Annotated in this window: 23 protein-coding genes; 4 read left to right on the top strand and 19 right to left on the bottom strand. The window is 68.0% G+C overall.

Features of this window, described 5'->3' with window-relative positions; genetic code table 11:
• Positions 1-3: 3 nt before the first annotated feature.
• The 9 genes from RMP09_RS17315 to RMP09_RS17275 all read right to left on the bottom strand — a co-directional run bounded on the left by RMP09_RS17315 (position 4) and on the right by RMP09_RS17275 (position 9,880).
• A complete protein-coding gene (locus tag RMP09_RS17315; protein ID WP_310567227.1) occupies positions 4-2,640 on the bottom strand; it encodes a 4Fe-4S binding protein in 2,637 nt (878 codons plus the stop codon).
• Between the two features lie 101 nt (positions 2,641-2,741).
• Positions 2,742-4,679: a TAT-dependent nitrous-oxide reductase gene (nosZ, locus tag RMP09_RS17310; protein ID WP_310567226.1), complete on the bottom strand. Its 1,938-nt coding sequence runs from the start codon at positions 4,677-4,679 to the stop codon at positions 2,742-2,744.
• Complete coding sequence (locus RMP09_RS17305) at positions 4,676-5,056, bottom strand: hypothetical protein (RefSeq protein ID WP_310567225.1); 381 nt, start codon at positions 5,054-5,056, stop codon at positions 4,676-4,678. Before RMP09_RS17305 ends, nosZ begins: the two co-directional genes overlap by 4 nt.
• A gap of 119 nt (positions 5,057-5,175) precedes the next feature.
• On the bottom strand, positions 5,176-5,559 hold the full coding sequence (gene crcB / locus RMP09_RS17300; protein ID WP_310567224.1) for a fluoride efflux transporter CrcB: 384 nt from the start codon (positions 5,557-5,559) through the stop codon (positions 5,176-5,178).
• 13 nt (positions 5,560-5,572) lie between these two features.
• Positions 5,573-6,571 carry a recombination-associated protein RdgC gene (locus RMP09_RS17295; protein ID WP_310567223.1) on the bottom strand — a complete coding sequence of 333 codons (999 nt, stop codon included), beginning with the start codon at positions 6,569-6,571 and terminating at the stop codon, positions 5,573-5,575.
• Between the two features lie 85 nt (positions 6,572-6,656).
• Positions 6,657-7,424, bottom strand: coding sequence for a 5-oxoprolinase subunit PxpA (locus tag RMP09_RS17290; protein ID WP_310567222.1), 768 nt, complete (start codon positions 7,422-7,424; stop codon positions 6,657-6,659).
• On the bottom strand, positions 7,421-8,473 hold the full coding sequence (locus tag RMP09_RS17285; RefSeq protein ID WP_310567221.1) for a biotin-dependent carboxyltransferase family protein: 1,053 nt from the start codon (positions 8,471-8,473) through the stop codon (positions 7,421-7,423). Before RMP09_RS17285 ends, RMP09_RS17290 begins: the two co-directional genes overlap by 4 nt.
• Positions 8,470-9,216 (bottom strand): 5-oxoprolinase subunit PxpB, encoded by a 747-nt coding sequence (gene pxpB, locus RMP09_RS17280; protein ID WP_310567220.1) that lies wholly within the window; start codon positions 9,214-9,216, stop codon positions 8,470-8,472. The genes RMP09_RS17285 and pxpB overlap by 4 nt, the downstream gene beginning before the upstream one ends.
• A gap of 112 nt (positions 9,217-9,328) precedes the next feature.
• Positions 9,329-9,880: a winged helix DNA-binding protein gene (locus tag RMP09_RS17275; protein ID WP_310567219.1), complete on the bottom strand. Its 552-nt coding sequence runs from the start codon at positions 9,878-9,880 to the stop codon at positions 9,329-9,331.
• A 171-nt stretch (positions 9,881-10,051) separates the two neighbouring features.
• Here RMP09_RS17275 and RMP09_RS17270 point away from each other — a divergent pair, with 171 nt between their 5' ends.
• From RMP09_RS17270 to RMP09_RS17260, 3 genes are read left to right on the top strand one after another with little or no spacing between them, the layout of a single operon-like run.
• Positions 10,052-11,026: a TRAP transporter substrate-binding protein gene (locus RMP09_RS17270; protein WP_310567218.1), complete on the top strand. Its 975-nt coding sequence runs from the start codon at positions 10,052-10,054 to the stop codon at positions 11,024-11,026.
• A gap of 14 nt (positions 11,027-11,040) precedes the next feature.
• Positions 11,041-11,547 carry a TRAP transporter small permease gene (locus tag RMP09_RS17265; protein ID WP_310567237.1) on the top strand — a complete coding sequence of 169 codons (507 nt, stop codon included), beginning with the start codon at positions 11,041-11,043 and terminating at the stop codon, positions 11,545-11,547.
• Complete coding sequence (locus RMP09_RS17260) at positions 11,540-12,835, top strand: TRAP transporter large permease subunit (protein ID WP_310567217.1); 1,296 nt, start codon at positions 11,540-11,542, stop codon at positions 12,833-12,835. Before RMP09_RS17265 ends, RMP09_RS17260 begins: the two co-directional genes overlap by 8 nt.
• Positions 12,836-12,844: 9 nt before the next feature.
• Here the strand turns inward: RMP09_RS17260 and RMP09_RS17255 are convergent, their stop codons facing one another.
• Positions 12,845-14,113, bottom strand: coding sequence for an FAD-binding oxidoreductase (locus RMP09_RS17255; RefSeq protein WP_310567216.1), 1,269 nt, complete (start codon positions 14,111-14,113; stop codon positions 12,845-12,847).
• 56 nt (positions 14,114-14,169) lie between these two features.
• Here RMP09_RS17255 and RMP09_RS17250 point away from each other — a divergent pair, with 56 nt between their 5' ends.
• Positions 14,170-14,859, top strand: a complete 690-nt coding sequence (locus RMP09_RS17250) for an aspartate/glutamate racemase family protein (RefSeq protein ID WP_310567215.1) — start codon at positions 14,170-14,172, stop codon at positions 14,857-14,859.
• Between the two features lie 106 nt (positions 14,860-14,965).
• On the opposite strand, the gene lapB is transcribed toward RMP09_RS17250, so the two are convergent.
• The 9 genes from lapB to RMP09_RS17205 all read right to left on the bottom strand — a co-directional run.
• On the bottom strand, positions 14,966-16,111 hold the full coding sequence (lapB, locus tag RMP09_RS17245) for a lipopolysaccharide assembly protein LapB (protein WP_310567214.1): 1,146 nt from the start codon (positions 16,109-16,111) through the stop codon (positions 14,966-14,968).
• Positions 16,101-16,409 (bottom strand): lipopolysaccharide assembly protein LapA domain-containing protein, encoded by a 309-nt coding sequence (locus RMP09_RS17240; RefSeq protein WP_310567213.1) that lies wholly within the window; start codon positions 16,407-16,409, stop codon positions 16,101-16,103. Before RMP09_RS17240 ends, lapB begins: the two co-directional genes overlap by 11 nt.
• 33 nt (positions 16,410-16,442) lie before the next feature.
• A complete protein-coding gene (locus RMP09_RS17235; protein ID WP_310567212.1) occupies positions 16,443-16,763 on the bottom strand; it encodes an integration host factor subunit beta in 321 nt (106 codons plus the stop codon).
• A 99-nt stretch (positions 16,764-16,862) separates the two neighbouring features.
• Positions 16,863-18,539 carry a 30S ribosomal protein S1 gene (gene rpsA / locus RMP09_RS17230; protein WP_310567211.1) on the bottom strand — a complete coding sequence of 559 codons (1,677 nt, stop codon included), beginning with the start codon at positions 18,537-18,539 and terminating at the stop codon, positions 16,863-16,865.
• A 177-nt stretch (positions 18,540-18,716) separates the two neighbouring features.
• Positions 18,717-20,732: a bifunctional 3-phosphoshikimate 1-carboxyvinyltransferase/cytidylate kinase gene (locus RMP09_RS17225; RefSeq protein ID WP_310567210.1), complete on the bottom strand. Its 2,016-nt coding sequence runs from the start codon at positions 20,730-20,732 to the stop codon at positions 18,717-18,719.
• A gap of 69 nt (positions 20,733-20,801) precedes the next feature.
• Positions 20,802-21,698, bottom strand: coding sequence for a prephenate dehydrogenase (locus RMP09_RS17220; protein ID WP_310567209.1), 897 nt, complete (start codon positions 21,696-21,698; stop codon positions 20,802-20,804).
• A 1-nt stretch (position 21,699) separates the two neighbouring features.
• Positions 21,700-22,803: a prephenate dehydratase gene (gene pheA, locus RMP09_RS17215; RefSeq protein ID WP_310567208.1), complete on the bottom strand. Its 1,104-nt coding sequence runs from the start codon at positions 22,801-22,803 to the stop codon at positions 21,700-21,702.
• Positions 22,800-23,909 (bottom strand): 3-phosphoserine/phosphohydroxythreonine transaminase, encoded by a 1,110-nt coding sequence (gene serC / locus RMP09_RS17210; protein ID WP_310567207.1) that lies wholly within the window; start codon positions 23,907-23,909, stop codon positions 22,800-22,802. The genes pheA and serC overlap by 4 nt, the downstream gene beginning before the upstream one ends.
• Positions 23,906-25,161, bottom strand: a 1,256-nt coding sequence (locus RMP09_RS17205; protein ID WP_310567206.1) for a DNA gyrase C-terminal beta-propeller domain-containing protein, incomplete at its 5' end; no start/stop codon positions are given. The genes RMP09_RS17205 and serC, both read right to left, overlap by 4 nt.

Raw genomic sequence — 25,161 nt, 5'->3', positions numbered from 1 at the left:
GGGTCACGCCAGCGCCCCCAGCGACTTGAGCAGCAGGAACAGGCTGGCGCCGATCAGCAGGTTCTTGAAACCGACGTAGCTGAGCATGTCCATCCAGTTGGCCTCGCGGTAGCGGGCGCGCCACCAGGGGCCGTCCTTGACCACGCGCTTGCCTTGCATGCGGATCAGCACCTCGTACACGCTCCAGCCGAACCACCAGCCGATGATGGCGCTGGCCGAGAGCCGGCCGTCGGCCGCGAACACCCAGGCCGCGGTGGCCGCCAGCGCCAGCGACAGGCCGGCGTAGGCCAGGGCGCGCTGGTTCTTCCAGCCGTCCCGGCTCCAGGGCCAGAGGTGGTGCACCACTTCCTGCCAGAGTCCGCGCAGGCCGGCGGCGCGGCCACCCGCCCAGGGCTGGGCCGGTGGCGTGGGCATGCGCGGGTCCGGGCCTTGCGCGGCCTTGGCGCTGACCTGCGAGGCCATGGGGGCCGCCGAGATCGGGATGTAGTAACCGTCCTTGCCGATGGGCGTGATCAGCAGGCCGTCGCGTTCGCGCCGCTTGCGTTCGCGCGCCAGCGGCGGGCAGCCCTTCTGGTCGGTGTAGAGCACCATGCAGTCCAGGCAGTGCAGGCATTCGCGGTGGTCGATGCGGCCGTCGGCGTCGATGGCCTGGGCGCCGCAGCCCACGGCGCAGGCCTTGCAGCTGTTGCAGTCCTGCTTGCGCTGCAGGCCGAACCAGCGGAAGGTGCTGGGCATGGCCAGCGAGGCGCCCAGCGGGCAGAGGTACTTGCAGTACGGCCGCTCGATGAAGATAGACAGGCCCAGGATGGCCGCCACGAGCAGGCCGTAGGGCCAGCTGCGGTTGGTGACGCCGACCAGGAAGGTGGTCTTGAACGGCTCGACCTCGGCCAGCACCTCGGCCAGGCCCATGGAGAACATCGACACCACCAGCAGGCCGAAGAAGATCGCGTACTTGAGCCACTTCAGGCGGTCGTGCAGGCGCTGCGGCACCGGCCGCTGCCAGCGCTTGAGACCGATCTTGCCGGCGACTTTGAAGATCGCCTCCGACAGCGAACCGAACGGGCACATCCAGCCGCAGAACAGGCCGCGCCCGAACAGGAACACGGTGGCGATGATGAAGATCCAGAACACGAAGATGAACGGGTCGGACAGGAACAGCGACCAGGTCCACTGGAACAGCAGCGCATGGAACCAGGTCAGCACCTGGGTGATCGAGGGCTGGGCCATGACGCCGAAGCCGACGAAGGCGATCGACAGTGCCCAGGCGCTGTACTTGAAGGCGTTGACGGGCCACTTGTTCTTGTGGGTCGAGCGCCGGGTCAGCCGGTCGCGCAGCGCGTAGACCACGGTGACCATCACCAGCAGGGCCACGAACAGGCCGATCTCCAGCGCCCGCGACTTCCAGATCCGGACCCAGGGCGCCTCGGGTTCTTTCACCACGGGGCGGCCGCCCTGCAGCAGTTCGCCGGGCAGCCAGTAGCGGGACTCGAAGCTGGTGAAACTGCGGTGGCCGGTGGCGCGGTCGACCCGGTTGCCCATGAAGGTCAGGCGCCAGGGGTAGGCGGCCGAGAACGAACCCTTGCGGACGATGAAGATGCCGGACTCGGTGGGCGAGGGCGCGCCCGCGGCCTCCAGCCCGTAGAGGTTGAGGTAGTCGAGGTCGCGGAAGGTGAACGAGTCGGCACCCTGCTTGACCTGGATGCGGTCGTAGAGGCCGCCGCGCACGAAGCCCGAGCCCTTGAAGGACTCCTGGCCGGCGGTGCGCACGACGAAGAAGGCGCTGTCACCCGGCTTGAGCTGGGCGTGCAGGTTCTCGAAGCCGTGCGCGCCGATCAGGCTGCGGCCGAGGTCGGGGTGGTTGAGGTCACCGAACCACAGTTCGATGAAGGGCTCAGGGCCGCGGTCCAGGCCCACCTGTTCGGGCATCACGCGCAGGCGCTGCACGGCGCCCAGCTGTTCGAGTTCGCTCCAGCTGTAGCTGCGTTTGTTCTCCACAAACCGGGCGGGCTCGCGCACCGTCGGCTCGATGATGCCGACCTGGCGGGCCACGGCCGAGCCGGACAGCTGCATCACCTGGTTCTGGGCGATCACGGTCACCGTGGCGCCGGAAATGGCATCGACGCCGAGCACGTTCTCGTCGGGGCGCGAGGGACCGACCTCGATCGTGTCCTTGACCGATTTGCCCAGGTACTGGTGGTTGAAATCGATCAGCGCTTTTTCCGGGATGCCCAGCAGCAGGATGGGCTCGGAGTGCTTGAGCACCTTGACGCCGACATAGCGGCCCTGCACGTCCATGCCGATCAGCGTCACCACCGGCTTGCCGGAATAGGCGGGCGTGTCGGTGATGTCGGTCGACAGCATCACATAGCCCAGCAGCTGGCGTTTGCCCGGCTGCTGCGGGTCGGCGGCGCCATAGGCTTCGACATAGGGGGGCTGGCCCATGCGCGGCGAAAACGCCTGGGCGCCGGGGAATACGTCCGCGCACGGCACGCGCTCGCACAGCGCGGGGTGGCTGGACAGGTCGTCGGGGAGGTGGGCCTCGTAGGACTGGGCGTGGGCCACACGGTCCACGGGCATCAGGGTCAGCAGACCCAGCCAGAAGGCGGCCAGCACAGAGGCCAGCAGGCGAACAGTCGACATCTTCAATCTCTCTGGTGTCGCTGGCGGCGGTGCGTCACCGTGACGCACCGCCGCTGGCGGACAGCTTCCCCTCGGCGGGGAAGAGGCCTTTCGGCCCGGTGTTACGCCTCCACGATCATGCGCGAGCGCATCTCCAGGTGCAGTGCGTGGCAGAAGTGCGTGCAGTAGCACCAGAACACGCCCGGCTGGTCGGCGATGAAGGTGACCGAGGCCGTTTCCTGCGGGTTGACGATGAAGTTCACGTTGTAGTTCGGGATCGCGAAGCCGTGCGTCAGGTCCTCGATCTTGTCCAGGTTGGTCAGGATCAGCGTGACCTCGTCACCCTTCTTGAGCTTGAACTCGCGCAGGCTGAAGGCCGGCGCCTGCGAGGTCATCTTCACCGTCACCTTCTTGCCGTTGCGGAACACGCCGGACTCCTTCGGGTCCTTGACCGCGTTCGGGAAGTCGTCGAGCGCGTAGACCTGCTTGGGCTTGACCAGGTCGCGCTTGAAGATGATGAAGTCGTGCGGCTCGCCGCGCACCGGGTGGTCGCCCATCAGCACCATCTTTTCGCCCGAGATGTCGATCAGCTGTTCGTTCTCGGCGTGCAGCGGGCCCACCGGCAGGAAGCGGTCCTTGGAGAACTTGCAACCGACGGCGAGGTACTTGCCGTCGGCGGCCTTGGTCTCGGACTGCGAGGCGTTGATGTGGCCGGGCTGGTAGTGCACGTCGATGCGGTCGACCACGTACTTGGCGGCCTTGTCGCCACCGTGGAACTTGATCGCGGCGTCCACGTTCCACTTGACCACCTGGCTGTCCAGGAACAGCGTGGTGTAGGCGTTGCCGCGGCCGTCGAAGGCGGTGTGCAGCGGGCCCAGGCCCAGTTCCACCTCGGCCACGATGGCCGTGTCCAGGCTCTCCTGCTTGCCGTCGAACCAGTCGAGCACGCGGGTGAGTTCGATCACGCTGGCCGTCGGCGAGAGCTTGCCAGCGCAGATGAAGTACTTGCCGTCCGGGCTGGCATTGACGCCGTGCGGGTTCTTGGGCACCGAGACGTAGGCGGTCAGCGCGGTCTTGGCGTCCTTGTTGGACTCGCGGGTGCCGTCCACGACCGGCACCTTGGACGTGCCGATGGTCTTGAACTTGCCGGCCTTGACCGCGGCTTCGATGCGGCCCACGTTGAAGAACAGGCAGGCGTCGCGCTCGGCGGACATCATGTCCTCGTACTTCGCGCCCATCTCGACGTTGTACTGGTTGGTGGCGGCCAGCTTGCCGTCGTACGACGTGGCCACCAGGTCGCAGTTGCCGTCGATCATCACCTGCCAGCGCACTTCCATGGTCTCGGCGTCGACGCACGAGAACAGCGAGCGGTACTTGCTCGCGTCTTCGGTGCCGGTGTTGGGCATCGGGATCGCGAACTCACCGCCGCAGAACACGCGGGTGGTGTAGTTGATGGCCGGATCGACCGGGTCGGCCTTGTCCGGGAAGATGCCGTGGAAGCCCTGCACGTTGGGCAGCTGCGTGATCTTGTCGCAGATGAAATAGTCCAGGCGGATGCGGGCGACGCGGGCGTTGATCTTGTCGTTGATCCAGGCGTAGCGGCCGTCGTAGTTGCCGTCCTTGTACGAGGCGTGGGTGTGGTGCGTGTCGGCGACGGTGTAGCGCAGCGAGCCGTCGGCCTTGGTGCCCATGATCTTTTTGGACTCGTTGGTGTGGCCCCAGCCGACCAGTGCGTCCGGCACGAAGCAGGGGATGCGCAGCAGTTCGCGGCCCGAGGGCAGGCCGAGCACGCGCATGTCGCCGGTGTGGCCGCCGCTCCAGAGGCCGTAATAGGTGTCGAGTTCGCCCGGCTTGAGGTGGCCGGCGCCCGAACCCGTGGCGGCGTGCGCCGCGTCGGGTGTGGCCGCAGGGGCAGCAGCGGGTGCGGCGGCCGGGCTGCTTTCTTTTTCGGAGCAGGCCACGGCACCGAGGGACAGGCCGGCCAGTGCGGCGGTGTTCAGGAATTTGCGTCGCCCCCAGGCGGCGCGGTCGTGGTCGTTGGAAATGCTGTCGTCTTTCATGTGAAAACCTCTTGGGTTGGGTTTGGAAACAGGGGCGGCCCGCGCGCGGGTGGCGGCGTGGCCTCGGGGAAGGTGTGGCGTGCGACGGCCGCGACGGCGTGCTGGCTGTGTCCGAAGTTCAGCAGCCAGGCGTCGGCGAGGGGCGGGGGTGCGGGCAGCGCCGTGGGCAGGCAGAGCGCGCAGTCCAGGGCGTGGGCGGCGGTCACCGGGGCACCGTCGTCGCCGATGTCCACCCACTGCAGGCCGGTGCTGCTGCAGACCGTGGTGCTCTGTGGCGGCTGGATCAGTGGCGAAGCGAAGGCCAGCGACCAGCTCAACAGCAGGCACCACAGCACGGGGCACTTGCAGTGGCTGCGGAGCTGGCTCAGGAAAAGCATGCGCGGACTATAGGTCCGATATGCTTCATCTAAAATGCATCTTTAAGGATGTTTGATGTTTGTCAAACCCCGTTGCCGCGCTGTGGCGCGCCGGCCTCAGACGCGGTGAGGGGATCGGCTCAGCCTTGCGGCCAGAGCAGCCGGGCCATGCCCATGCCCAGGCCGGTCAGGGCCAGCGAACCCAGCAGGTGCAGGCCCGCCGAGCCCACGGCCAGCAGGTAGCGCCCGTGCTGCAGCATGGACACCACCTCGGCCGAGAAGGTCGAAAAAGTGGTGAGCGCGCCCAGGAAGCCGGTGACCAGCGCCAGCCGCCAGGCCGGGTCGAGCTGGGTCTGGCTCTGGAAGAACACCACCGCCACGCCGATCAGCCAGGCGCCGATCCAGTTGGCCGCCAGCGTGCCCCAGGGCAGCAGCGCGTGGCCCTGGTTGAACCACAGGCTCAGCTGCCAGCGCGAGAGCGCGCCGACGCTGGCACCGAGGCTGATGGCGATGACCTGCAGCACCGTTCAGTGCCGATCAGAACGGGGCGTCGCCGTCGCCCACGGCGGTGACGGCTTCCTGCTTGGGTTTGGCCGGCGCCAGCGCGGGCTCTGCGCCCGGCAAGGCCGCGCCGGGTTCGATCTCGCCGCCCAGCGCAGCGATCACCGCGGGGATCAGTTTCGACAGTTCACCGGTGGCCAGGGCCACGTCGGTGTCGAAGCCGCTTTCGTCGTCGTTGGGTCGGTCGTCGAACACGCCTTCGAGGAAGGCCAGCTTTTTCAGCTGCATGGATTCGGTGAGCGTGAAGCCGATGCGGCCTTCCCAGCTCAGCGCCAGGCGCGTGGGCAGCTTGCCTTCGGTGAGGTGCTTGCGCACCTCGTCGGTCAGCAGGTGGTGGCGGGTGAACTTGACGGCGGATTTTTCTTCATCGGCCGACTTCAGCTCGCACTCGCGCTCGACGTTGAAGCCTTCGGGCCAGTCGTTCTCGGGCTCGGTGGTGGCGAGCCACTGCGTCATGGCGGTCTGCGGCGTCATGGCGGTCTGCAGCAGGGTGACGGCCAGGCCGTCGAAGGCGCGCACCAGGGCGGTCACGACCTCGTCGTTCTTGCCCTGGCTGCCGGCGTCGGTGACCAGCAGGCCGTTCTGCAGGTCGAACCAGACCCAGACGCTGCCGCGGCGCGGAAAGGCCTGGGGCAGCAGGGCCTGCAGCGCGTCTTCGCGCAGTTCCTTGGTTTCTTTCTTGCCGGGCTTGCGGCCGGTGGTGGCCTCGATGTGGTCGGCCGCTTCCTGGGCCTTTTCTTTCACCACGCTGCCGGGCACGGCCTTGGTCTCGATCACCAGCTTGAGGATGCGCTGGCCGGCGACGGATTCGACCAGCAGGCCGTGCTCCTCGCCCCGGGGTTCGGCCCAGCCGACCGATTTGTCCTGCGAAGCGCCGCAGGGCACGAAACGCGCCGCGTCCAGCGCGGCCTCCATCGATTCCAGCGTCGCTTCCCAGCCGGGCGCGATGCGGTAGATCGTCACATTCTTGAACACGGAATTCCTTCGAACGGCTGGCCCGCCCGAGTGGCGAACCTTGGGTTCGATGATACCGAGCCGGGTCGTCCGGCCTGCGGACCGTTCAGACCAGTTCCGGCAGTCCCGCCAGCCGGTGGCCGGCCGCTTCGAGCGCGCCGCGGATCGCGCGTGCCGCTTCGACCGCACCAGGCCCGTCGCCGTGCACGCAGATGCTGTGGATGGGGGTCGGCAGGCACTGGCCGTCGGCCGTGACGATGCCGCCCGCCGCCAGCATGCGCAGCACGTGTTGCACGCAGTCATCGGTGCCGTGCAGCACCGAACCCGGCATCGAACGCGGGGTCAGCTGGCCGTCGGCCTGGTAGGTGCGGTCGGCGAACACCTCGCGCGCCACGCGCAGCCCGGCGGCTTCGCCCGCGCGCTCCAGCGCCGACAAGGCCGGGGCCAGCAGGATCAGCTCGCGGTCGAGCGCCTTGACGGCCCGCGCCACGGTGGCGGCCATCGCGTCGTCGGCGCAGGCCAGGTTGTTGAGCGCACCGTGCGGCTTGACGTGGGTGACCCGCCCGCCTTCGGCCGCGGCCATGGCCTGCAGCGCGCCGACCTGGTAGAGGATGGTCGCCTCCAGCTCTCGGGGCGAGAGCTGCATCACCCGCCGGCCAAAGCCCTGCAGGTCGGGGAAAGCCGGGTGCGCGCCCAGGCTGACGCCGTTGGCGATGGCCAGGCGCACCGTCTCGCGCATCACCACCGGGTCGCCGGCATGGAAGCCGCAGGCGATGTTGGCACTGTGGATGACCTGCAGCAGCGCGGCGTCGTCGCCCATGGTCCAGGCGCCGAAGCTTTCGCCGAGGTCGGCGTTGAGGTTGATGGCCTTCATGGGGTGTCCTCTCCGGGGTGGGTGGCGAGCATGCCGCTGATGAGGTTCGATCCGTAGAGCGCGGCCGCGTCGAGGTGGCCGGGCGGCAGGAAGGCTTCGCGCCCGGCCAGCCATTGTTGCCAGCGGGCCTTTTGCTCCCGCAAGGCCGCGTGGGCCTGTTCGGCGGTCACGGCCGCGAAACGCAATCGCGTGCCCGGCCGCAGGTGGGCCAGGCGCGGCAGGTCGGCCGTGATCACGGTCGCTATCTTGGGGTAGCCGCCGACGGTCTGGCCGTCGGCCAGCAGCACGATGGGCTGGCCGTTGGCGGGCACCTGGATCGCGCCCGGGGTCACGCCGTCGGACACGATGTCGGCCGCCTGCGGGCTGTTGTGAGCCAGGGCCTCCCCCTGCAGCCGCAGGCCCATGCGGTCCTGCGCGGGGGTGGCCTGCCAGTCTTGGGCGAAGAAGCTGGCCAGGGCGTCGGCCGTGAAGTGGTCGTCCTGCGGCCCGGGCATCACGCGGACCGGGCCGGTGCCGCTGTCCCAGGGCGAGCGGCAACGCCATTCGCGCGGGTCGTTGGCGTCGGCGCCGCCGCAGGGCAACCGGTCGCCGGGCTGGAACGGCCGCCCGAGCACGCCCGACAGGCCGGCGCGCCAGTAGCTGGCGCGGCTGCCGAAGGCCGGCGCCAGGGCCATGCCGCCCGAGACCGCCAGGTAGGCGCACCCGCTGTCGGCCGTGCCCAGTTGCAGCTGCTCGCCCTCTTGCAGGGTGGCGGTCTGCCAGGCGGGCAGGGCGCTGCGCCCACCGTCGGGCCCGAGGCGGGTGGCGGTGATGCGGCCGGCCAGCGCGATCCGCACCGGCCCGCTGGCGACCCGCAGCACGGTGCCGACGCCGCGCAGTTCCAGCACCGCGGCATTCAGATCGTTGCCCAGCAGCGCGTTGGCGGCCTGGGCCAGCGGCCCGTCGAGCCAGCCCGACAGCGGCAGGCCGTGGTGGCGGTGGCCGGCGCGGCCGCGGTCCTGCACGGTGCTGCCGATGCCGGGTTGAACCATTTCAAGCATCGCGCTCATGCGGACTGCGCTTTCAGGAACGTCTCGCGCGGCAGGCCTCGGGCGATGTCACCCGCGAGTCGGTCGTGGGTCGCTCGGTCGACGGCGGTCCACTGCACCTCGTCGCCCGCCGCCAGCATGGCCGGCTGTTCGGTCTGCGCGGGATCGAACAGCACCACCGGCGTGCGGCCCAGCAGGTTCCAGCCGCCCGGGCTTTCCCAGGGGTAGACCGAACACATGTCCAGCGCGATGGCGACCGACTGCGCGGGCACCTTCTGGCGCGGCGAAGGCAGGCGCGGCGTGGCCAGCCCGGGCGGCAGGCCACCCATGTAGGGGAAACCGGGCTGGAAGCCCAGCATGTAGACCCGGAAGGTGGCGCCAAGCAGCTGCTGGATCACCGCGTCTCGGGTCAGCTGTTTCAGTTCGCACACCCGCGCGAGGTCGGGGGCGAAGTCCTCGTCGAAACACACCGGCAGCCGCCACTGGCGGCCGCGGGCCGTGACCCCGTCGGCTCCGCTGGCCAGCGCGAGCAGCCGCTGGCCCAGCGCACCGGCATTGGTCGTCCACGGGTCGAAATGCACCGTGAGCGAGCGGAAGGTCGGCACCACATCGGTCACACCCGCCACCAGCGCGTCGGTGGCGCGGCCCCGCGCCAGCTGGTCCGCCAGCCCCATCACGCGGGCGTTGGTGGCGGGGTGAATGGCGCTGCCGAATTCCACGGTCCAGGCAGCGTCGCCCAATGGCAGCAGCCGAAGCGAGGTCATGGCGTCCTCCAGGGCTGCCGTGGAACCGGCTCCGCCGGGCCACAGGCAGCGTCCCCCCTCCCGCCGCAGGCGAGAGAGAGGGGGGAAGCCGCGCAGCGGCGCAGGGGGGTGTTCACAATGACGCGGCGGAACGCGCCGCCTGGTCGTACATGCCCGAGAGCACGCGCAGCAGCCGCGCCAGCTCGCCGATATCCTTGTTCAGCGCGTCGTCGGCGTGCAGCGCCTGGATCAGGCACTGCTCGCGGATTTCGCGGTAGCGCTGCACCATGGCGCTGCCGGTCTCGGTGGCGGCGTAGGTCACCTCCTTGCCCGACTTGCTCGACACCACCATGCCCAGGCTCACCAGCTTCTTGAGCGAGTAGTTCACCAGGTGCGTGTCCTCGATGTTCATGATGAAACAGATGTCCGACAGGCGCTTGTCGCGCGCGCGGTGGGTGACGTGGTGCAGCACCAGCACGTCCAGCGGCATCAGGTCCTTCAGTCCCGCGGCCGACATGCAGTGCACCACCCAGCGGTGGAAGGCGTTGCTGGCCACGATCAGGCCGAACTCGAACTCGCTCATCTCCGCGCTCTGCGGCGAGACCAGGTGCGCCGACGACACGATGTGCGTGCCCTGGCTGGTGGTGGGCACTGGCGTGGGGCTTGCTTGGGGGGGCTTGGCCATGAGGCGTCTCCTTGACTGCCCGCAAGTCTATGGATTTGGCGACGTTTTGCCAACAATTTGTTGACGATTAGGGAAAACACGGGTCACAATGAATCAACCGGACTCCTACAGTTCAAGCACCTGTTTCCCGCAGTCCCTCTGCGTTCTGTTCAACCCCCACCCGGAGCTTTCATGAAACGTCGCACTTTCCAACTCTCCCTGGCCGCTGCCGCCATCGGTTTTTCGACCTCGGCGCTGGCCCAGGCCAAGTGGGACCTGGCCACGGCCTACCCGGCCACCAACTTCCACACCGTGAACATCAGCCAGTTCGCGGCCGACGTGGACAAGGCCAGCGGCGGCAAGCTCAAGATCACGGTGCACGCCAACGCGGCGCTGTTCAAGGCGCCCGAGATCAAGCGCGCGGTGCAGGGCGGCCAGGCGCAGGCGGGCGAGATCCTGCTGGTGAACTACCAGAACGAGTGGCAGGTCTTCGGCGCCGACGGTCTGCCCTTCCTGGCCGACAGCTACGATGAGGCCGCCAAACTGTGGAAAGTGCAGCGCCCGGTGCTGGAGAAGAAGCTGGCCGAGCAGGGCATGATGGTGCTGTTCGCGGTGCCATGGCCGCCGCAGGGCATCTACAGCAAGAAGCCGCTGAACAGCGCGGCCGATCTCAAGGGCATCAAGTGGCGCGCCTACAGTCCCGCCACCGCCCGCATCGCCGAACTGGTGGGCGCGCAACCGGTGACGGTGCAGGCCGCCGAGGTCAGCCAGGCCTTTGCCACCGGCGTGGCCGAAAGCATGATGTCCAGCGGCTCCACCGGCGCGGACGCCAAGCTGTACGAACACGTCAAGTACTGGTACGACACCCAGGCCTGGCTGCCCAAGGACGCGCTGCTGGTGAACAAGAAAGCCTTCGAAGCGCTGGACAAGCCCACGCAGGACGCGGTGATGAAAGCCGCCGCCACCGCCGAAACCCGCGGCTGGGAGGCCAGCAAGAAGGCCAACGGCGAGAGCCTGGACAAGCTCAAGGCCGGCGGCATGCAGATCCTGCCCGCGCCAGCCCCGCTCAAGGCCGACATGAAGCAGGTGGGCGACACCATGCTCAAGGAATGGCTGGCCAAGGCCGGTCCTGAGGGCCAGGCCCTGGTCGACGCGTTCCGCAAGTGAGCCGCGCCAGCACCATGCGGCGCGCATTGAACGCCCTGTACGACGGTTGTGCCTGGCTCGCGGCGGTGTTCATGATCGGCGTGCTGGTCATGGTGCTGCTGTCGGTGCTGGGGCGCCAGCTCCATTTCCATGTGCCGGGCACCGACGCCTACGCCGGCTACTGCATGGCGGCGGCCGGTTTCCTGGCGCTGGCCCACACGCTCAAGCGCAACGAGCACATCCGCGTCACCCTGGTGCTGGGCAAGCTCACAGGCGGCGCACGGCGCGGGCTGGAGCTGTGGTCGCTGAGCGCCGCGGTGCTGCTGTCCGGGCTGTTCGCCTGGTTTGCGCTGCGCCTGGTGCTGCAGTCGCACGAGTTCAACGACATCTCGACCGGCAACGACGCCACGCCGCTGTGGTTGCCTCAGCTGGCGATGGCGCTGGGCACGCTGGTGCTGTTCATCGCCTTCGTCGACGAATGGGTGCTCGAATGGCGCGGCCAGCGCGAACACATCGCGGGATCGGAGACGCACCATGAATGAGATGTTCGTCACCGGTCTGCTGATCGTGTCGCTGTTCCTGCTGCTGGGCAGCGGCGTCTGGATCGGCCTGACGCTGGCCGGCGTGGCCTGGATCGGCATGGAGCTGTTTTCCTCGCGCAGCGCGGGCGACGCCATGGCCGTCACCATCTGGGGCTCGGCCAGCAGCTGGACGCTGACCGCGCTGCCGCTGTTCATCTGGATGGGCGAGATCCTGTTTCGCACCCGGCTGTCCGAAAACATGTTCAAGGGCCTCGCGCCCTGGGTGAACGCGTTGCCGGGCCGGCTGCTGCACACCAACATCCTGGGCAGCACCATCTTTGCGGCGGTGTCGGGCTCGTCGGCCGCGACCTGCGCGACCATCGGGAAGATGACCATCCCCGAGCTGACCGAACGCGGCTACCCGGTCGAGCGGGTCATCGGTTCGCTCGGTGGCGCCAGCACGCTGGGCCTGCTGATTCCGCCCTCGATCGTGATGATCGTCTACGGCGTCGCGGCCGAGGTCTCGATCGCCAAGCTGTTCGTCGCGGGCGTGATCCCGGGCCTGATGCTGGCCGGCCTGTTCAGCGGCTACCTGATGGTCTGGGCGCTGATGAACCCGGACAAGATTCCCAAGGCCGATGAGGGCATGAGCTTCACCGAGAAGTTGCGTGCCTCCAGCGAGCTGATCCCGGTGATCCTGCTGATCGGCGGCGTGATCGGGTCCATCTACGTCGGCGTGGCCACCGCGACCGAGGCCGCCGCCATCGGTGTGGTGGGTTCGCTGATGCTGTCGGCGTACCAGAAGTCGCTGTCGTGGCAGAACTTCAAGGACGCGCTGCTGGGCGCCACGCGGCTGTATTGCATGATGGCCCTGATCCTGGCGGGCGCGGCCTTCCTCACGCTGGCCATGGGCTACATCGGCCTGCCGCGCCACCTGGCCGAATGGGTGGGTTCCCTGGGCCTGTCGCCGGGCTTGCTGCTGATCGCGCTGGGGCTGTTCTACATCGTGCTGGGCTGCTTCCTGGACGGCATCTCGATGATCGTGCTGACCATGGGCGTCATCATCCCGACGGTGCAGGCCGCCGGCATCGACCTGGTCTGGTTCGGCATCTTCATCGTCATCGTGGTCGAGATGGCGCAGATCACGCCGCCGGTGGGTTTCAACCTGTTCGTGCTGCAGGGCATGACGCGGCGCGAGATCAACTGGATCGCCCGGGTCTGCCTGCCGTATTTCCTGCTGATGGTGTTGGCGGCCTGCCTGCTGTTCTGGTTCCCGCAGATCGTGATGTGGCTGCCGGGGCACATGTGAGCGCGGTGCTCAGGCACGCAGAAAACGCCCGGGGCTGAACGGCTGCGGGTCGATCGTGGTCGGCTCGCCCAGCATCAGCTGCGCCAGCAGTTCGCCGGTGCCCGGCCCGGTTGAGAAGCCGATGTGCTGGTGGCCCAGCGCCAGCCACAGACCCGCATGCCCGGGGCAGGCGCCGATCATCGGCCGGCAGTCGGGCAGGGTGGGGCGGCTGCCCAGCCAGTCGGGGTCTTGCGTGCGTTCCCCCAGCGGCATGGCCTCGCGCGCCGCGCGCTCGGCGGCCTCCAGCTGTTCGCGGTTCGGCGGTGCTTGCTGCGCATTGAGTTCGACGCCGGTGGTCAGCCGCAGGCCCTGGGCCATCGGCGCCAGCACGTAGCCGCCCGCCGTGTCGTAGACCGGCCGGTTCAGCGACGCACCGGGGCTGGGGTGGAAGTGGCGGTGCTGGCCGCGTTCGAAACCCATGGGCAGGCGCAGCCCCAGTTGCTCGCGCAGGAAATCGCGCGACCAGGGGCCGAGCGCCAGCACCACGTGGTCGGCCGGCAGCGCCGCGCCGCCCGAGGTGTGCACGGTCCAGCTGCGCTCGGCGCGCGTCAGCCGCTGTGCCTGGTCGACCTGCAGCACACCGCCCAGGGCCTGCAGCCAGGCCGCGTAGCCACGCACCACCTCGCCCGGGCTGTCGACCGCGCTGGCGTTCTGCACCCACAGGGTGCGCGGAAACACGGGTTTGAGGTGCGGCTCCAGATCGTGCAGGGCGGGTGCGTTGAGCACGCGCGTGGCCACGCCAAAGCGCGCCAGCGTCTCACGCCCGAAGGCCCCGGCGGCGAAGGCGGCCTCGCTGCGGTAGAGGAACAGCCAGCCGTCGTCACGCCGGCGCTGCGCCACGCCAGCCGCGTCCATCCAGCGGCGGTGCACCGTGCCCGAGTGGCGGATCAGCGCATCGAGCGCCGTGGTGGTCTCGCGGAACACCGGTTCGCGCGCATGGGCCAGAAACGACAACCCCCAGCGCCACTGGCCCAGCGTCCACAGCGGGTGGTAGCGAAAACCGGGGTTGCGGCCGCGCAGCAGGTTCGGCAGCTGAGCCCAGAGGCCCGGGTGGTTGAACGGCATCAGCGAGCTGCGCGCCAGCACGCCGGCGTTGCCGTGCGAGGTGGCGGCTCCGGGGCCCAGCGGGTCGATCACCGTGACCGCCAGGCCCCGCTGGCGCAGCGAGAGTGCGCAGGCCACGCCCACCATGCCCGCGCCCAGCACCACCACCCGTTGTCCTGCTCTGGCCTGCGTCATGCTCCAATCGCTTTCATGCTCATGCGGTTTCTTTCCATGACCGGCAGCTTATCGCCATGACCGAGGCGCGTGCCGTTGCCGGCGGCTTTCTCGGCGTGATCGTGCTGGACACGCGTTTCCCGCGCCCGCCCGGCGACATCGGCTGCCCCGGCACTTGGTCGCGGGCCGGCATCCCGGCGAAGCTGCTCACCGTGCCCGGCGCCTCGGCACGGCGGGTGGTGCAGGCGCAGGACCCGGCGCTGCTCGAACCCTTCATCGACGCCGCCCGTGCGCTGGCGGCCGAAGGCGCGCGGCTGATCACCACCAGCTGCGGCTTTCTGGCGGCCTGGCAGGCCGAGCTGCAGGCCGCGGTGAACCTGCCCGTGATCAGCTCCAGCCTATTGCAGTGCGCCGCGCTGCCAGCGCCGGGCCTCGTCACCTTCGATGCCGCGTCGTTGCACCCGGGGCTGCTGCGCAAGGCGGGCGTGCCCGAGGGCACGCCGGTGCAGGGGCTGGCGCCGGGCTGCGAGCTGCAGTCGCGCATCCTGGCCGACGACGCGGTGCTCGATCTGGTGCAGGCGCAGGCCGATGTGGTGGCCGCGGCCCTGCAACTGGTATCGCGGCATCCGCAGGTGCGGACGGTGGTGCTGGAGTGCACCAACATGCCGCCCTACCGGGACGCGGTGGAACAGGCGATTGGACGGCCTGTGCACGATCTGGAAACCTTGCTGCTGGCCAGGTGGCGAGAGTTGCGGGCCAACGTATGACACGCCAAAGACGGGGAGTCCATCCCAGAACGCGGCGGAACTGGCTTTGCCAGGCCGCACCGCGTTGCCCCCTTGAGGGCGTCGCGCGCAGCGCGGCGGGGGTGAGTCAAAGCTCTTCGACGCGGCGCGCCGGGTAGCTGTCCCAGCCCTGGCAGCCGGGGCACTGCCAGAAATGTTGCCGCGCCTCGAAGCCACAGGCGGCGCAGCGGTAACGCCGCAGCGGTGCGCTGGCCTGTTCCAGCGCGGTCTGCACGCGCTTCTGCGCTTCGGGCTCGGACAAGGTTTCACCGGCCAGCCACTGGGTGGCGATGACGAGCGAGGGCTCGCGTTCCAGGTGGGCGAGGTAACGCGCGCGCACCGCGAGCGGGTCGGTGTTCAGGCTGGCCAGGGCTTCGGTCACGTCCAGCGAGGGCGCACGGTCGTGGCTGGCCTGCAGCAGTGCCAGCACCTGGGCCTCGCGACCGGTCTGACGGGCCAGGTCGGCCATGGCGCGGGCGGCCAGCGGCAGGCCTTGCGGTGCCTGGCTGGCGAGCGAGAGCAGCGCGTCCAGCGCGGCCGGGGCCTGGCCGGCCTGCGCCTTCAGCGCCGACAGCGCCAGCCAGCCGCGGGGCATCTGCGGGGCCTGTTGCACGGCCTGGCCCAGCAGGGCCAGGGCCTGCTCGGTGTGGCCGCCGCGCTGCTGCTGTTCGGCTTCTTCGCACAGGTAGTGCGCCAGCCGTGTGGCAAAGCTGCCGGGCTGGGCCGCGTCCAGCCGCTCGGCGATGCGCCGGGCCTGCGGCCAGTCGCGCGAACGCTCGTAAATCGCCAGCAGGGCCAGGAGGGCTTCGCCTTCGAAGCTGGTGCCTTCGAGCTTGTGCAGGGCAGTTTCGGCCCGGTCCAGCAGGCCGGCCTTGAGGAAGTCCAGCGCCAGCGCGTGCTGGGCGCGCTCGCGGTCTTTGCCCTTGACGTCGGCGCGCGCCAGTAGGTGTTCGTGCACACGCACGGCGCGGTCGTAGTCGCCACGGCGGCGGAACAGGTTGCCCAGCGCGAAGTGCAGTTCGGCCGTGTCCGGGTCGCCCTGCACGGCTTCGATGAAGGCGTCGATGGCCTGGTCCTGCTGTTCGTTGAGCAGGTGGTTCAGGCCGCGGAAATAAGCCTTGGGAGCCTGCTGGCTCTGGATGCGCAGCTGGCGCAGGTCGAAGCGCGAGGCGAACCAGCCGGCCGCGAAGGCCAGAGGCAGGCCCCAGAGCAGCCAGGTCAGGTCAAGATCCATGTCGGGGGGCGTCGGGAGGGTGGGGCAGAAGGGTGGTGTCGGCGCCAAAACCAGAGGGCGCGACGGTGATGGCGGCGGCGTGGCGGCGGGCCTTGCGCGCGCGCAGCCACAGCGGCAGCATCACGAGCACCCCCAGGAACACCCCCATCACCAGCACACACAGCAGCACCAGCACCAAGGGGGCCTGCCAATGGGCGCCGAAGAACAGGTGCAGCGTCACGGGCTCCTGGTTGTTCAGCGCGAAGGCGAAAAGGGCAAAAAAAATGGCTGCGTTGAGCAGCCACATCAGGTATCTCACATCGTCCCCTGTGTGGTGGGACGATTGTAGCGATCAGGCCGACTTCTTCGGCTCCCGACCCAGGATCTCGGCGGTCTTCTTGTCCACCTCTTCGCGCAGGGCCTTGCCCGGCTTGAAATGGGGCACACGCTTTTCCGGAATCATCACGCTTTCGCCCGAACGCGGGTTGCGCCCGATGCGGGGTGAGCGGCGGTTCACCGAGAAGCTGCCAAAACCACGGATCTCGATCCGGTGCCCTTTGACCAGGGCTTCGCCCATCGCATCGAGGATCGCCTTGACGGCGAACTCCGCATCGCGGTGGGTGAGCTGGCTGAATTTGCCGGCCAGTGCTTCGACGAGGTCGCTGCGGGTCATGTCTGGTGGGGCGTTGTGCACCGGGCGTTCAGCGAAAGAAGATGGGGAGACCAGGCTCCCCATCCACTCCGCGCTGAACGCTCAGCGTGGGACCTGAGATCAGTTGTTGTTGTCCAGCTTGGCGCGCAGCAGGGCGCCCAGGCTGGTGGTGCCGGCGTTGCCGGTGTTCTGGTTCAGGCTGGCCATGGCTTCGTTCTGGTCGGCCATGTCCTTGGCCTTGATCGACAGCTGGATGTTGCGGGTCTTGCGATCCACGTTCACCACCACGGCGTTGACTTCGTCGCCTTCCTTGAGCACGTTGCGGGCGTCTTCCACGCGGTCGCGGGAGATTTCCGAAGCGCGCAGGTAGCCGATGACGTCTTCGCCCAGGTCGATTTCAGCGCCCTTGGCGTCCACGGTCTTGACCTTGCCGGTCACCACGGAACCCTTGTCGTTGACCGACACGAAGGTGGTGAACGGGTCGCCGTCGAGTTGCTTGATGCCCAGGGAGATGCGCTCGCGCTCGACGTCGATGGCCAGCACGATGGCTTCGACTTCCTGGCCCTTCTTGAAGTTGCGCACGGCGGCTTCGCCGGTTTCGTTCCAGGACAGGTCGGACAGGTGCACCAGGCCGTCGATGCCGGCGGCCAGACCCACGAACACGCCGAAGTCGGTGATCGACTTGATCGGGCCCTTGACGCGGTCGCCGCGCTTGGTGTTCTGCGCGAATTCCTGCCACGGGTTGGCCTTGCACTGCTTCATGCCCAGGCTGATGCGGCGCTTGTCTTCGTCGATCTCGAGGACCATGACTTCGACTTCGTCACCCAGCGACACGATCTTGGACGGGGCCACGTTCTTGTTGGTCCAGTCCATTTCGGACACGTGCACCAGACCTTCGATGCCGGGCTCGAGTTCCACGAACGCGCCGTAGTCGGCGATGTTGGTGATCTTGCCGAACATGCGGGTGCCTTGCGGGTAGCGGCGGTTCACGCCCATCCACGGGTCGTCGCCCATCTGCTTGAGGCCCAGGGACACGCGGTTCTTCTCGGTGTCGAACTTGAGGATCTTGGCGGTGATTTCCTGGCCGGCCTGAACGACTTCGCTCGGGTGGCGGACACGGCGCCATGCCATGTCGGTGATGTGCAGCAGGCCGTCGATACCGCCCAGGTCCACGAAGGCACCGTATTCGGTGATGTTCTTGACCACGCCTTGCACCACAGAACCTTCTTTCAGGGTCTGCATCAGCTTGGCGCGCTCTTCGCCCATGGAGGCTTCCACCACGGCGCGGCGGCTCAGCACCACGTTGTTGCGCTTGCGGTCGAGCTTGATGACCTTGAATTCCAGGGTCTTGTTTTCGTACGGGGTCAGGTCCTTGGTCGGACGGCTGTCGACCAGCGAGCCCGGCAGGAAGGCGCTGATGCCGTTGACCATGACCTTCAGGCCGCCCTTGACCTTGCTGGAGGTCGTGCCGGTGACGAATTCGCCGGACTCCAGGGCCTTTTCCAGGGACATCCACGAGGCCAGGCGCTTGGCCTTGTCGCGGGACAGCAGGGTGTCGCCGAAACCGTTTTCAACGGAGTCGATGGCCACGGAGACGAAGTCGCCGACTTGCACTTCGAGTTCGCCCTGGTCGTTCTTGAACTCGGCCAGAGGCACGTAGGCTTCAGACTTCAGACCGGCGTTGACCACCACGTGGTTGTGCTCGATGCGCACGACTTCAGCGGTGATGACTTCGCCCGAGCGCATTTCGGCACGCTTGAGGGACTCTTCAAAGAGGGCGGCAAAAGATTCAGACATGAGTTTTCCTAAAGCCACACAGCGTCGGGCGCGTCAAGCCACAGCGGCTTGTGCGGGAGATCGACGGTTGGGCGGCGTTTCAAATGCAGTGCGTGGCACTGCGGGGTTGGGTCAACGAACCATCGGGCCTGCGGGCGGTGAGCACCCGGCGGGGCCTTCTGGGCCAGTGGCGTGTTCTCAGCGGGCCGAGAACACCGTTTTGCCTTGCCACCAGCTCAAGACCAGTTGCACCGAGGGTTCGATGCCCATGTCCGAGTTGTCCAGCAGCAAGGCGTCTTCGGCGGGCTTCAAGGGGGCGACGGCGCGGGACGTGTCCCGCTGGTCGCGGACTTTGAGGTCCGCCAAAAGGCTGTCGATGTTAGCAGTATTTCCCTTTGAAATCAACTGCTTATACCGACGCTGCGCGCGCTGCTCGGCGCTGGCGGTCAGGTAGACCTTGAGCTGCGCGTGCGGGAAGATGACGGTGCCCATGTCGCGCCCGTCGGCCACCAGCCCCGGCAGGCGCCGAAAACTGAGTTGCAGCGCGTGCAGGGCCTGGCGCACCGAGGGGTGCTGCGACACGCGCGAGGCCATGCCGCCAGTGGATTCCAGCCGCAGCGGGTCGGTGATGTCGCGACCGGCCAGGAAGACCCGGTGATCCTGAAACCGGACCGGCAGCTGGGCCGCCAGGCGCGCCAGCGCGGGCTCGTTGTCCAGATCGATGCCGGCATCCTGCGCCGCCAGGGCGGTGGCGCGGTACAGGGCGCCGGAGTCCAGCAGGTGGTAGCCCAGCCGCTGGGCGACTTCCGACGCCAGCGTGCCCTTGCCCGATGCGGTGGGCCCGTCGATGCAGATCACCGGGATGGCTTGCTCCGGGGTCTGGCAGACCTCGAACAGGGCCTCGAAATAGTCCGGGAAGGTCTTGGCCACGCACTTGGGGTCTTCGATGCGCACCGGCAGGCCCGCCGGATTGAACGCGGCGAGCGAGAAGCACATGGCGACCCGGTGGTCGTCGTAGGTGTGGATGCTGCCCGTGGTCCAGGTGGTCGGGGGTGTGACGCGGATGAAATCCACGCCTTCTTCCACGGTCGCGCCGAACTTGCGGCATTCGGCCGCCATGGCTGCGATGCGGTCGGTTTCCTTCACACGCCAGCTGGCGATGTTGCGCAGCGTGGTGGTGCTGTCGGCGTACAGCGCCATCACGGCCAGGGTCATGGCCGCGTCGGGGATGTGGTTGCAGTCCAGCTCGATGGCCTTGAGCGGCCAGGCGCCGCGGCGGATGTGCAGGCGGTTGGCTTCGCCGGAGACGTCGGCACCCATCAGGCGCGCCGCTTCGACGAAGCGGATGTCGCCCTGGATGGACGACAGGCCCACGCCTTCGATGGTGATGCCGTCGGTGCCGGGGCTCGCCGGCGCGAGGGCGCCCAGGGCGATGAAGTAGCTGGCCGACGACGCGTCGCCCTCCACATGGATGAGGCCGGGCGAGGTGTAGCGGCTGCCGGCGGGGATGGTGAAGCGCTGCCAGCCGTCGCGCCGCACCTGCACGCCAAAGCGCGCCAGCAGGTTGAGCGTGATCTCGATGTAGGGGCGCGAGATCAGTTCACCCACCACGTCGATCACCACGTCTTGCCGCGCCACCAGGGGCAGGGCCAGCAGCAGGGCGGTGAGGAACTGGCTGGAGACGTCGCCGCGCACGCGGATCGGCTGGTCCAGCTTCAGCGCGTGGGCGGCGCCATCGCCCAGTCGCAGCGGCGGGTAGCCTTCCTGGCCCAGGCAGTCCACCGGACAGCCGAGCTGGCGCAGGGCGTCCACCAGGTCGCCGATCGGCCGCTCGTGCATGCGGGCGATGCCGCTGAGCTCGAAGCTGCCACCCTGTTCGCTGGCCAGCAGGGCCAGCGCGGCGGTGAGCGGGCGCATGGCCGTACCGGCGTTGCCCAGGAACAGTGGTGCCTGTTTGACGGGCAGCTGGCCGCCCAGGCCGTGCACGCGCAGGGCGCCGTCGGGCTGGGTCTCGATGCGGCAACCCAGCTGGGCCAGGGCCTTGAGCATGACCTGCGTGTCGTCCGAATCGAGCAGGTCCACGATGTCGGTGTGGCCGGTGCTCAGCGCGGCCAGCAGCAGCACGCGGTTGGAAATGCTCTTGGAGCCGGGCAGGCGCACGGTGCCACCGGCGCTGGTCAGGTGGGGCAGGTCGAGGAAGGCGGTGGTGTACATGCGCGAGGGCTGGCGTGCTTGAAAAAATCGACGCAGCCGCAGCAGGGCGCGTCTGCCGTCCGGAAAGGGTCAGCTCTGGGACTTGGTGGCCGACATGCGCCAGTGCGCACGGGCGCTGCTGGCGGTGTCGATCAGGGCTTCCAGCGCGTCGGGGTTGCCGGCGCTGATGGCCACTTCCAGCGCGTGCAGGGCGCGTTGGAACTGTTTGGACTGCGCCAGCAGCTCTTCCTTGTTGGACGTGAGGATGTCGCGCCAGACGCTGGGGTCGCTGGCGGCGATGCGGGTGAAGTCGCGGAAACCCGGACCGGCCAGCGACAGGAATTCCTGGCCCTGTTTCTGGTCGTGGATCGCGTTCATGAGCGCAAAGGCGATCAGGTGCGGCAGGTGGCTCACCGCCGCGTAGGCCGCGTCGTGTGCCTCGGGCGACATCTGCTTGACGTTGCAACCCAGTGCACTCCAGACCTGCTGGGCCTTGTCCAGCTGGACCGTCAGCGTGCGTTCGATGGGCGTGAGGATGACCTGGCGACCGGTGTACAGCTCGGCGTCGGCGTGTTCCACACCCGCCAGCTCCTTGCCGGCGATCGGGTGGGCGGGCACGAACACGCCCACCTGGTCCTTGAGCACGCGGCGCGCGGCGTCGATCACCTCGCGCTTGGTGGAGCCCACGTCCATCACCAGGGTGTCGCGCGTGATCAGGTGGCGGATGGCCTTGAAGGTGGCTTCGGTGGCCGAGACCGGCACGGCCAGCAGCACCAGATCGGCGCCCGAGACCGCCAGCAGGGCCGAGGGCGCTTCGACGTCGATCACGCCCATCTGGCGTGCACGCTCGGTGGTCGAGGGGGACTTGCTGTAGCCCACCACACGCTTGACCAGGCCGGCCTTCTTCATTGCCAGGGCGAAAGACCCGCCCATCAGGCCGCAGCCGATCAGGCCCAGTTGTTCAAATTTGATAGGGGTGGCGGCCATGTCATTCGCTCACCGGGTAGGCACCCAGCACTTTGTAGAAGGCGCACAGGCCTTGCAGTTCTTTCAGGGCCGCCGCAACGTTGGGTTGGGACGGGTGGCCCGCCAGGTCGATGTAGAAGTAGTACTCCCACTGGCCGGACTTGGCCGGGCGCGACTCGAAGCGCGTCATGGACACGCCGTTGTTCTTCAGCGGCACCAGCAGGTCGTGGACCGCGCCGGGCCGGTTGGGCACCGACACCACCAGACTGGTGCAGTCGCGACCGGAGGCTGGGGGCGTGGCCAGCGTCTGCGGCAGGCAGATGACGAGAAAACGCGTGCGGTTGTAGGCCTCGTCCTGGATCGCGTGCGAGACGATGTGCAGACCGAATTGCGCCGCAGCCCGCTCGCTGGCGATCGCGGCCCAGGCGGGGTTGGCGGCGGCCAGCCGCGCGCCTTCGGCGTTGCTGGACACGGCGCGCCGCTCGGCCTTGGGCATGTGCTGCGTGAGCCAGCCCTGGCACTGGGCCAGGGCTTGCGGGTGGGCCATCACCACCTCGACCGCGTCCAGGCTGTTGACCTGGCGCAGCAGGTTGTGGCGCACCAGCAGGCTGACTTCGCCGACCACGTGCACCGGCGAGCGCAGGAACAGGTCCAGCGAACGCGCCACCACGCCCTCGGTGGAGTTCTCGACGCCGACCACACCGTACTGCGCGGTGCCCGCGGCCGTGGCGTGGAACACCTCGTCGAAGCTGCTGCAGTAAATCAGGTTGGCGGCGCTGCCGAAGAACTCGATGGCGGCCTGTTCGGTGAAGGTGCCTTCGGGGCCGAGCACGGCCACGCGTTGCGGCGCTTCCAGCGCCAGGCAGGCCGACATGATCTCGCGCCAGATGGACGCCACATGCTGGTTCAGCAGCGGGCCCTGGTTGGCGTTCTGGATCTTGTCGATCACCTGCGCCACGCGGTCCGGGCGGAAGAAAGGCGAGCCTTCGGCGCGCTTGATCTCGCCCACTTGCTCGGCCACATGGGCGCGCTGGTTGAGCAGCGAGAGCAGTTGCTGGTCGATGCTGTCGATCTGCACCCGAAGGCCGCCCAGCGCTTCGGATTGGACAGGCTTGCTGGTGGTCATGCGCTGGTCTTCTCGAAATCGCGCAGGTAGTCCACCAGCGCCTGCACGCCGGCCAGCGGCATGGCGTTGTAGATGCTGGCCCGCATGCCACCGACCGACTTGTGGCCCTTGAGTTGCAGCAGGCCGCGTTCCTTGGCGCCGGCCAGGAAGGCGTCGTTGCGCGACTCGTCGCGCAGGAAGAAAGGCACGTTCATGCGCGAACGGCAGTCCTTGGCGACCTTGTTCACATAGAACTGCGAACGGTCGATGAAGTTGTAGAGCAGGGTGGCCTTGGCGATGTTGCGCTCTTCCATGGCCGCGATGCCGGTGAACGCCCCCTCGGCCTGGCGCTTGAGCCACTGGAAGACCAGCCCGGCCATGTAGATGCTGTAGGTGGGCGGCGTGTTGTACATCGACTGGTTGTCGGCCACGGTCTTGTAGTCGAACGCGCTGGGGCAGATCGACAGCGCCTGACCCAGCAGGTCTTCGCGCACCACCACCAGGGTCACGCCGGCAGGGCCGAGGTTCTTCTGTGCACCGCCGAAGGCCAGCCCCACACGGCTCCAGTCCACCGAGCGCGAGGCCACGTGCGATGAAAAGTCGATCACCAGCGGGGCGTTGCTGCCCAGGGCTTTGAGGTCGGGCAGCTCGTGGAACTCCACGCCATGAATGGTCTCGTTGCTGCAGACGTGCACGTACTGCGCATCCTTGCTGAGCTTCCAGCCGGCGGGGGCAGGCAGGGATGTGTGGTGGTCGGCTTCGTTGCTGGCAATCACCACCGGCGAGGCGTACTTGCGCGCCTCCTTGGCCGACTTCTGGCTCCAGCCGCCGGTGACCACAAAGTCCACCACGCCGCCGCGCGAGAGGTTCAACGGCACGATGGCGTTTTCCGCCAGACCGCCGCCCTGCATGAACAGGATGCGGAAGTTCGCCGGCACCGCCAGCAGCTCGCGCAGATCGGCTTCGGCCTGTGCGGCAATGGACATGAACTCCTTGCCGCGGTGGCTCATTTCCATGACACCCATGCCGCTGCCGTGCCAGTCCAGCATTTCGGCTGCGGCCTGTTGCAACACCTCTTCGGGCATGGCGGCCGGACCGGCCGAGAAGTTGTAGGGGCGCTGCGTCATTCGGCGCCACCTGCTGTGTCGTCACCCGCCTCCGCGGCGTCGGGAGCGCTCACATCCACGTTGGCGTCGTTCTCGACGATGCGTTGCAGACCCGACAGTTCGGCACCTTCGTCCAGCGCAATCAGTGTCACGCCTTGAGTCGCTCGGCCCATCTCGCGGATCTCGCTCACGCGGGTGCGCACCAGCACGCCCTTGTCGGTGATCAGCATGATTTCGTCGTCGCTGTGCACCAGCGTGGCGGCCACGACCTTGCCGTTGCGTTCGCTCTGCTGGATCGCGATCATGCCCTTGGTGCCGCGGCCGTGGCGGGTGTATTCGCCGATCGGCGTGCGCTTGCCGTAGCCGTTGATGGTGGCGGTCAGCACGCTCTGCTGCTCGTCCTCGGCCACCAGCATGGCGATCACGCTCTGGCCGTCTTCGATCATCATGCCGCGCACGCCGCGGGCGTTGCGGCCCATCGGGCGCACGTCGTTTTCGTCAAAGCGCACCGCCTTGCCGCCGTCGCTGAACAGCATCACGTCGTGCTGGCCATCGGTCAGCGCGGCGCCGATCAGGAAGTCGCCCTCGTCCAGGTCCACGGCGATGATGCCGGCCTTGCGCGGGTTGCTGAACTCGTCCAGCGAGGTCTTCTTGACCGTGCCCATGCTGGTCGCCATGAACACGAAGCGGTTATCCGGGAAGCTGCGGGCGTCGCCGGTCAGCGGCAGCACCACGTTGATCTTCTCGCCTTCCTGCAGCGGGAACATGTTGACGATGGGGCGGCCACGCGAACCGCGCGAACCGGCCGGCACTTCCCAGACCTTGAGCCAGTACAGCCGACCACGGTTGGAGAAACACAGGATGTAGTCGTGCGTGTTGGCGATGAAGAGCTGGTCGATCCAGTCGTCTTCCTTGGTCGCCGTGGCCTGCTTGCCGCGGCCGCCGCGCTTTTGCGCGCGGTACTCGCTCAAAGGCTGGCTCTTGATGTAGCCGCTGTGAGACAGCGTCACCACCATGTCGGTCGGCGTGATCAGGTCTTCGGTACTCAGGTCCTGCGCGCTGTGTTCGATCTCGCTGCGGCGGGCGCCCAGCTTGGTCTGGCCGAACTCGCTCTTCACCGCCACCAGCTCTTCGCCGATGATGGCCGAGACGCGCTCGGGCTTGGCCAGGATGTCCAGCAGGTCGTCGATGACCGCCATCACGTCCTTGTACTCGGCGACGATCTTGTCCTGCTCCAGGCCGGTCAGGCGCTGCAGACGCATCTGCAGGATTT

It is taken from the genome of Hydrogenophaga sp., assembly GCF_031426985.1.
In the GTDB taxonomy this organism is placed as follows: domain Bacteria; phylum Pseudomonadota; class Gammaproteobacteria; order Burkholderiales; family Burkholderiaceae_C; genus Hydrogenophaga.
Note: the sequence above shows the minus strand (reverse complement) of the source record. Positions and strands in the feature narration are given on the sequence as shown.

Bases quoted from the DNA above. Each gene is read 5' to 3' on its own strand.
- RMP09_RS17315 (WP_310567227.1), bottom strand. From the start codon at position 2,640: ATGTCGACTGTTCGCCTGCTGGCCTCTGTGCTGGCCGCCTTCTGGCTG.
- nosZ (WP_310567226.1), bottom strand. From the start codon at position 4,679: ATGAAAGACGACAGCATTTCCAACGACCACGACCGCGCCGCCTGGGGG.
- RMP09_RS17305 (WP_310567225.1), bottom strand. From the start codon at position 5,056: ATGCTTTTCCTGAGCCAGCTCCGCAGCCACTGCAAGTGCCCCGTGCTG.
- RMP09_RS17290 (WP_310567222.1), bottom strand. From the start codon at position 7,424: ATGAAGGCCATCAACCTCAACGCCGACCTCGGCGAAAGCTTCGGCGCC.
- RMP09_RS17285 (WP_310567221.1), bottom strand. From the start codon at position 8,473: ATGAGCGCGATGCTTGAAATGGTTCAACCCGGCATCGGCAGCACCGTG.
- pxpB (WP_310567220.1), bottom strand. From the start codon at position 9,216: ATGACCTCGCTTCGGCTGCTGCCATTGGGCGACGCTGCCTGGACCGTG.
- RMP09_RS17275 (WP_310567219.1), bottom strand. From the start codon at position 9,880: ATGGCCAAGCCCCCCCAAGCAAGCCCCACGCCAGTGCCCACCACCAGC.
- RMP09_RS17270 (WP_310567218.1), top strand. From the start codon at position 10,052: ATGAAACGTCGCACTTTCCAACTCTCCCTGGCCGCTGCCGCCATCGGT.
- RMP09_RS17265 (WP_310567237.1), top strand. From the start codon at position 11,041: ATGCGGCGCGCATTGAACGCCCTGTACGACGGTTGTGCCTGGCTCGCG.
- RMP09_RS17260 (WP_310567217.1), top strand. From the start codon at position 11,540: ATGAATGAGATGTTCGTCACCGGTCTGCTGATCGTGTCGCTGTTCCTG.
- RMP09_RS17255 (WP_310567216.1), bottom strand. From the start codon at position 14,113: ATGACGCAGGCCAGAGCAGGACAACGGGTGGTGGTGCTGGGCGCGGGC.
- RMP09_RS17250 (WP_310567215.1), top strand. From the start codon at position 14,170: ATGACCGAGGCGCGTGCCGTTGCCGGCGGCTTTCTCGGCGTGATCGTG.
- lapB (WP_310567214.1), bottom strand. From the start codon at position 16,111: ATGGATCTTGACCTGACCTGGCTGCTCTGGGGCCTGCCTCTGGCCTTC.
- RMP09_RS17235 (WP_310567212.1), bottom strand. From the start codon at position 16,763: ATGACCCGCAGCGACCTCGTCGAAGCACTGGCCGGCAAATTCAGCCAG.
- rpsA (WP_310567211.1), bottom strand. From the start codon at position 18,539: ATGTCTGAATCTTTTGCCGCCCTCTTTGAAGAGTCCCTCAAGCGTGCC.
- RMP09_RS17225 (WP_310567210.1), bottom strand. From the start codon at position 20,732: ATGTACACCACCGCCTTCCTCGACCTGCCCCACCTGACCAGCGCCGGT.
- RMP09_RS17220 (WP_310567209.1), bottom strand. From the start codon at position 21,698: ATGGCCGCCACCCCTATCAAATTTGAACAACTGGGCCTGATCGGCTGC.
- pheA (WP_310567208.1), bottom strand. From the start codon at position 22,803: ATGACCACCAGCAAGCCTGTCCAATCCGAAGCGCTGGGCGGCCTTCGG.
- serC (WP_310567207.1), bottom strand. From the start codon at position 23,909: ATGACGCAGCGCCCCTACAACTTCTCGGCCGGTCCGGCCGCCATGCCC.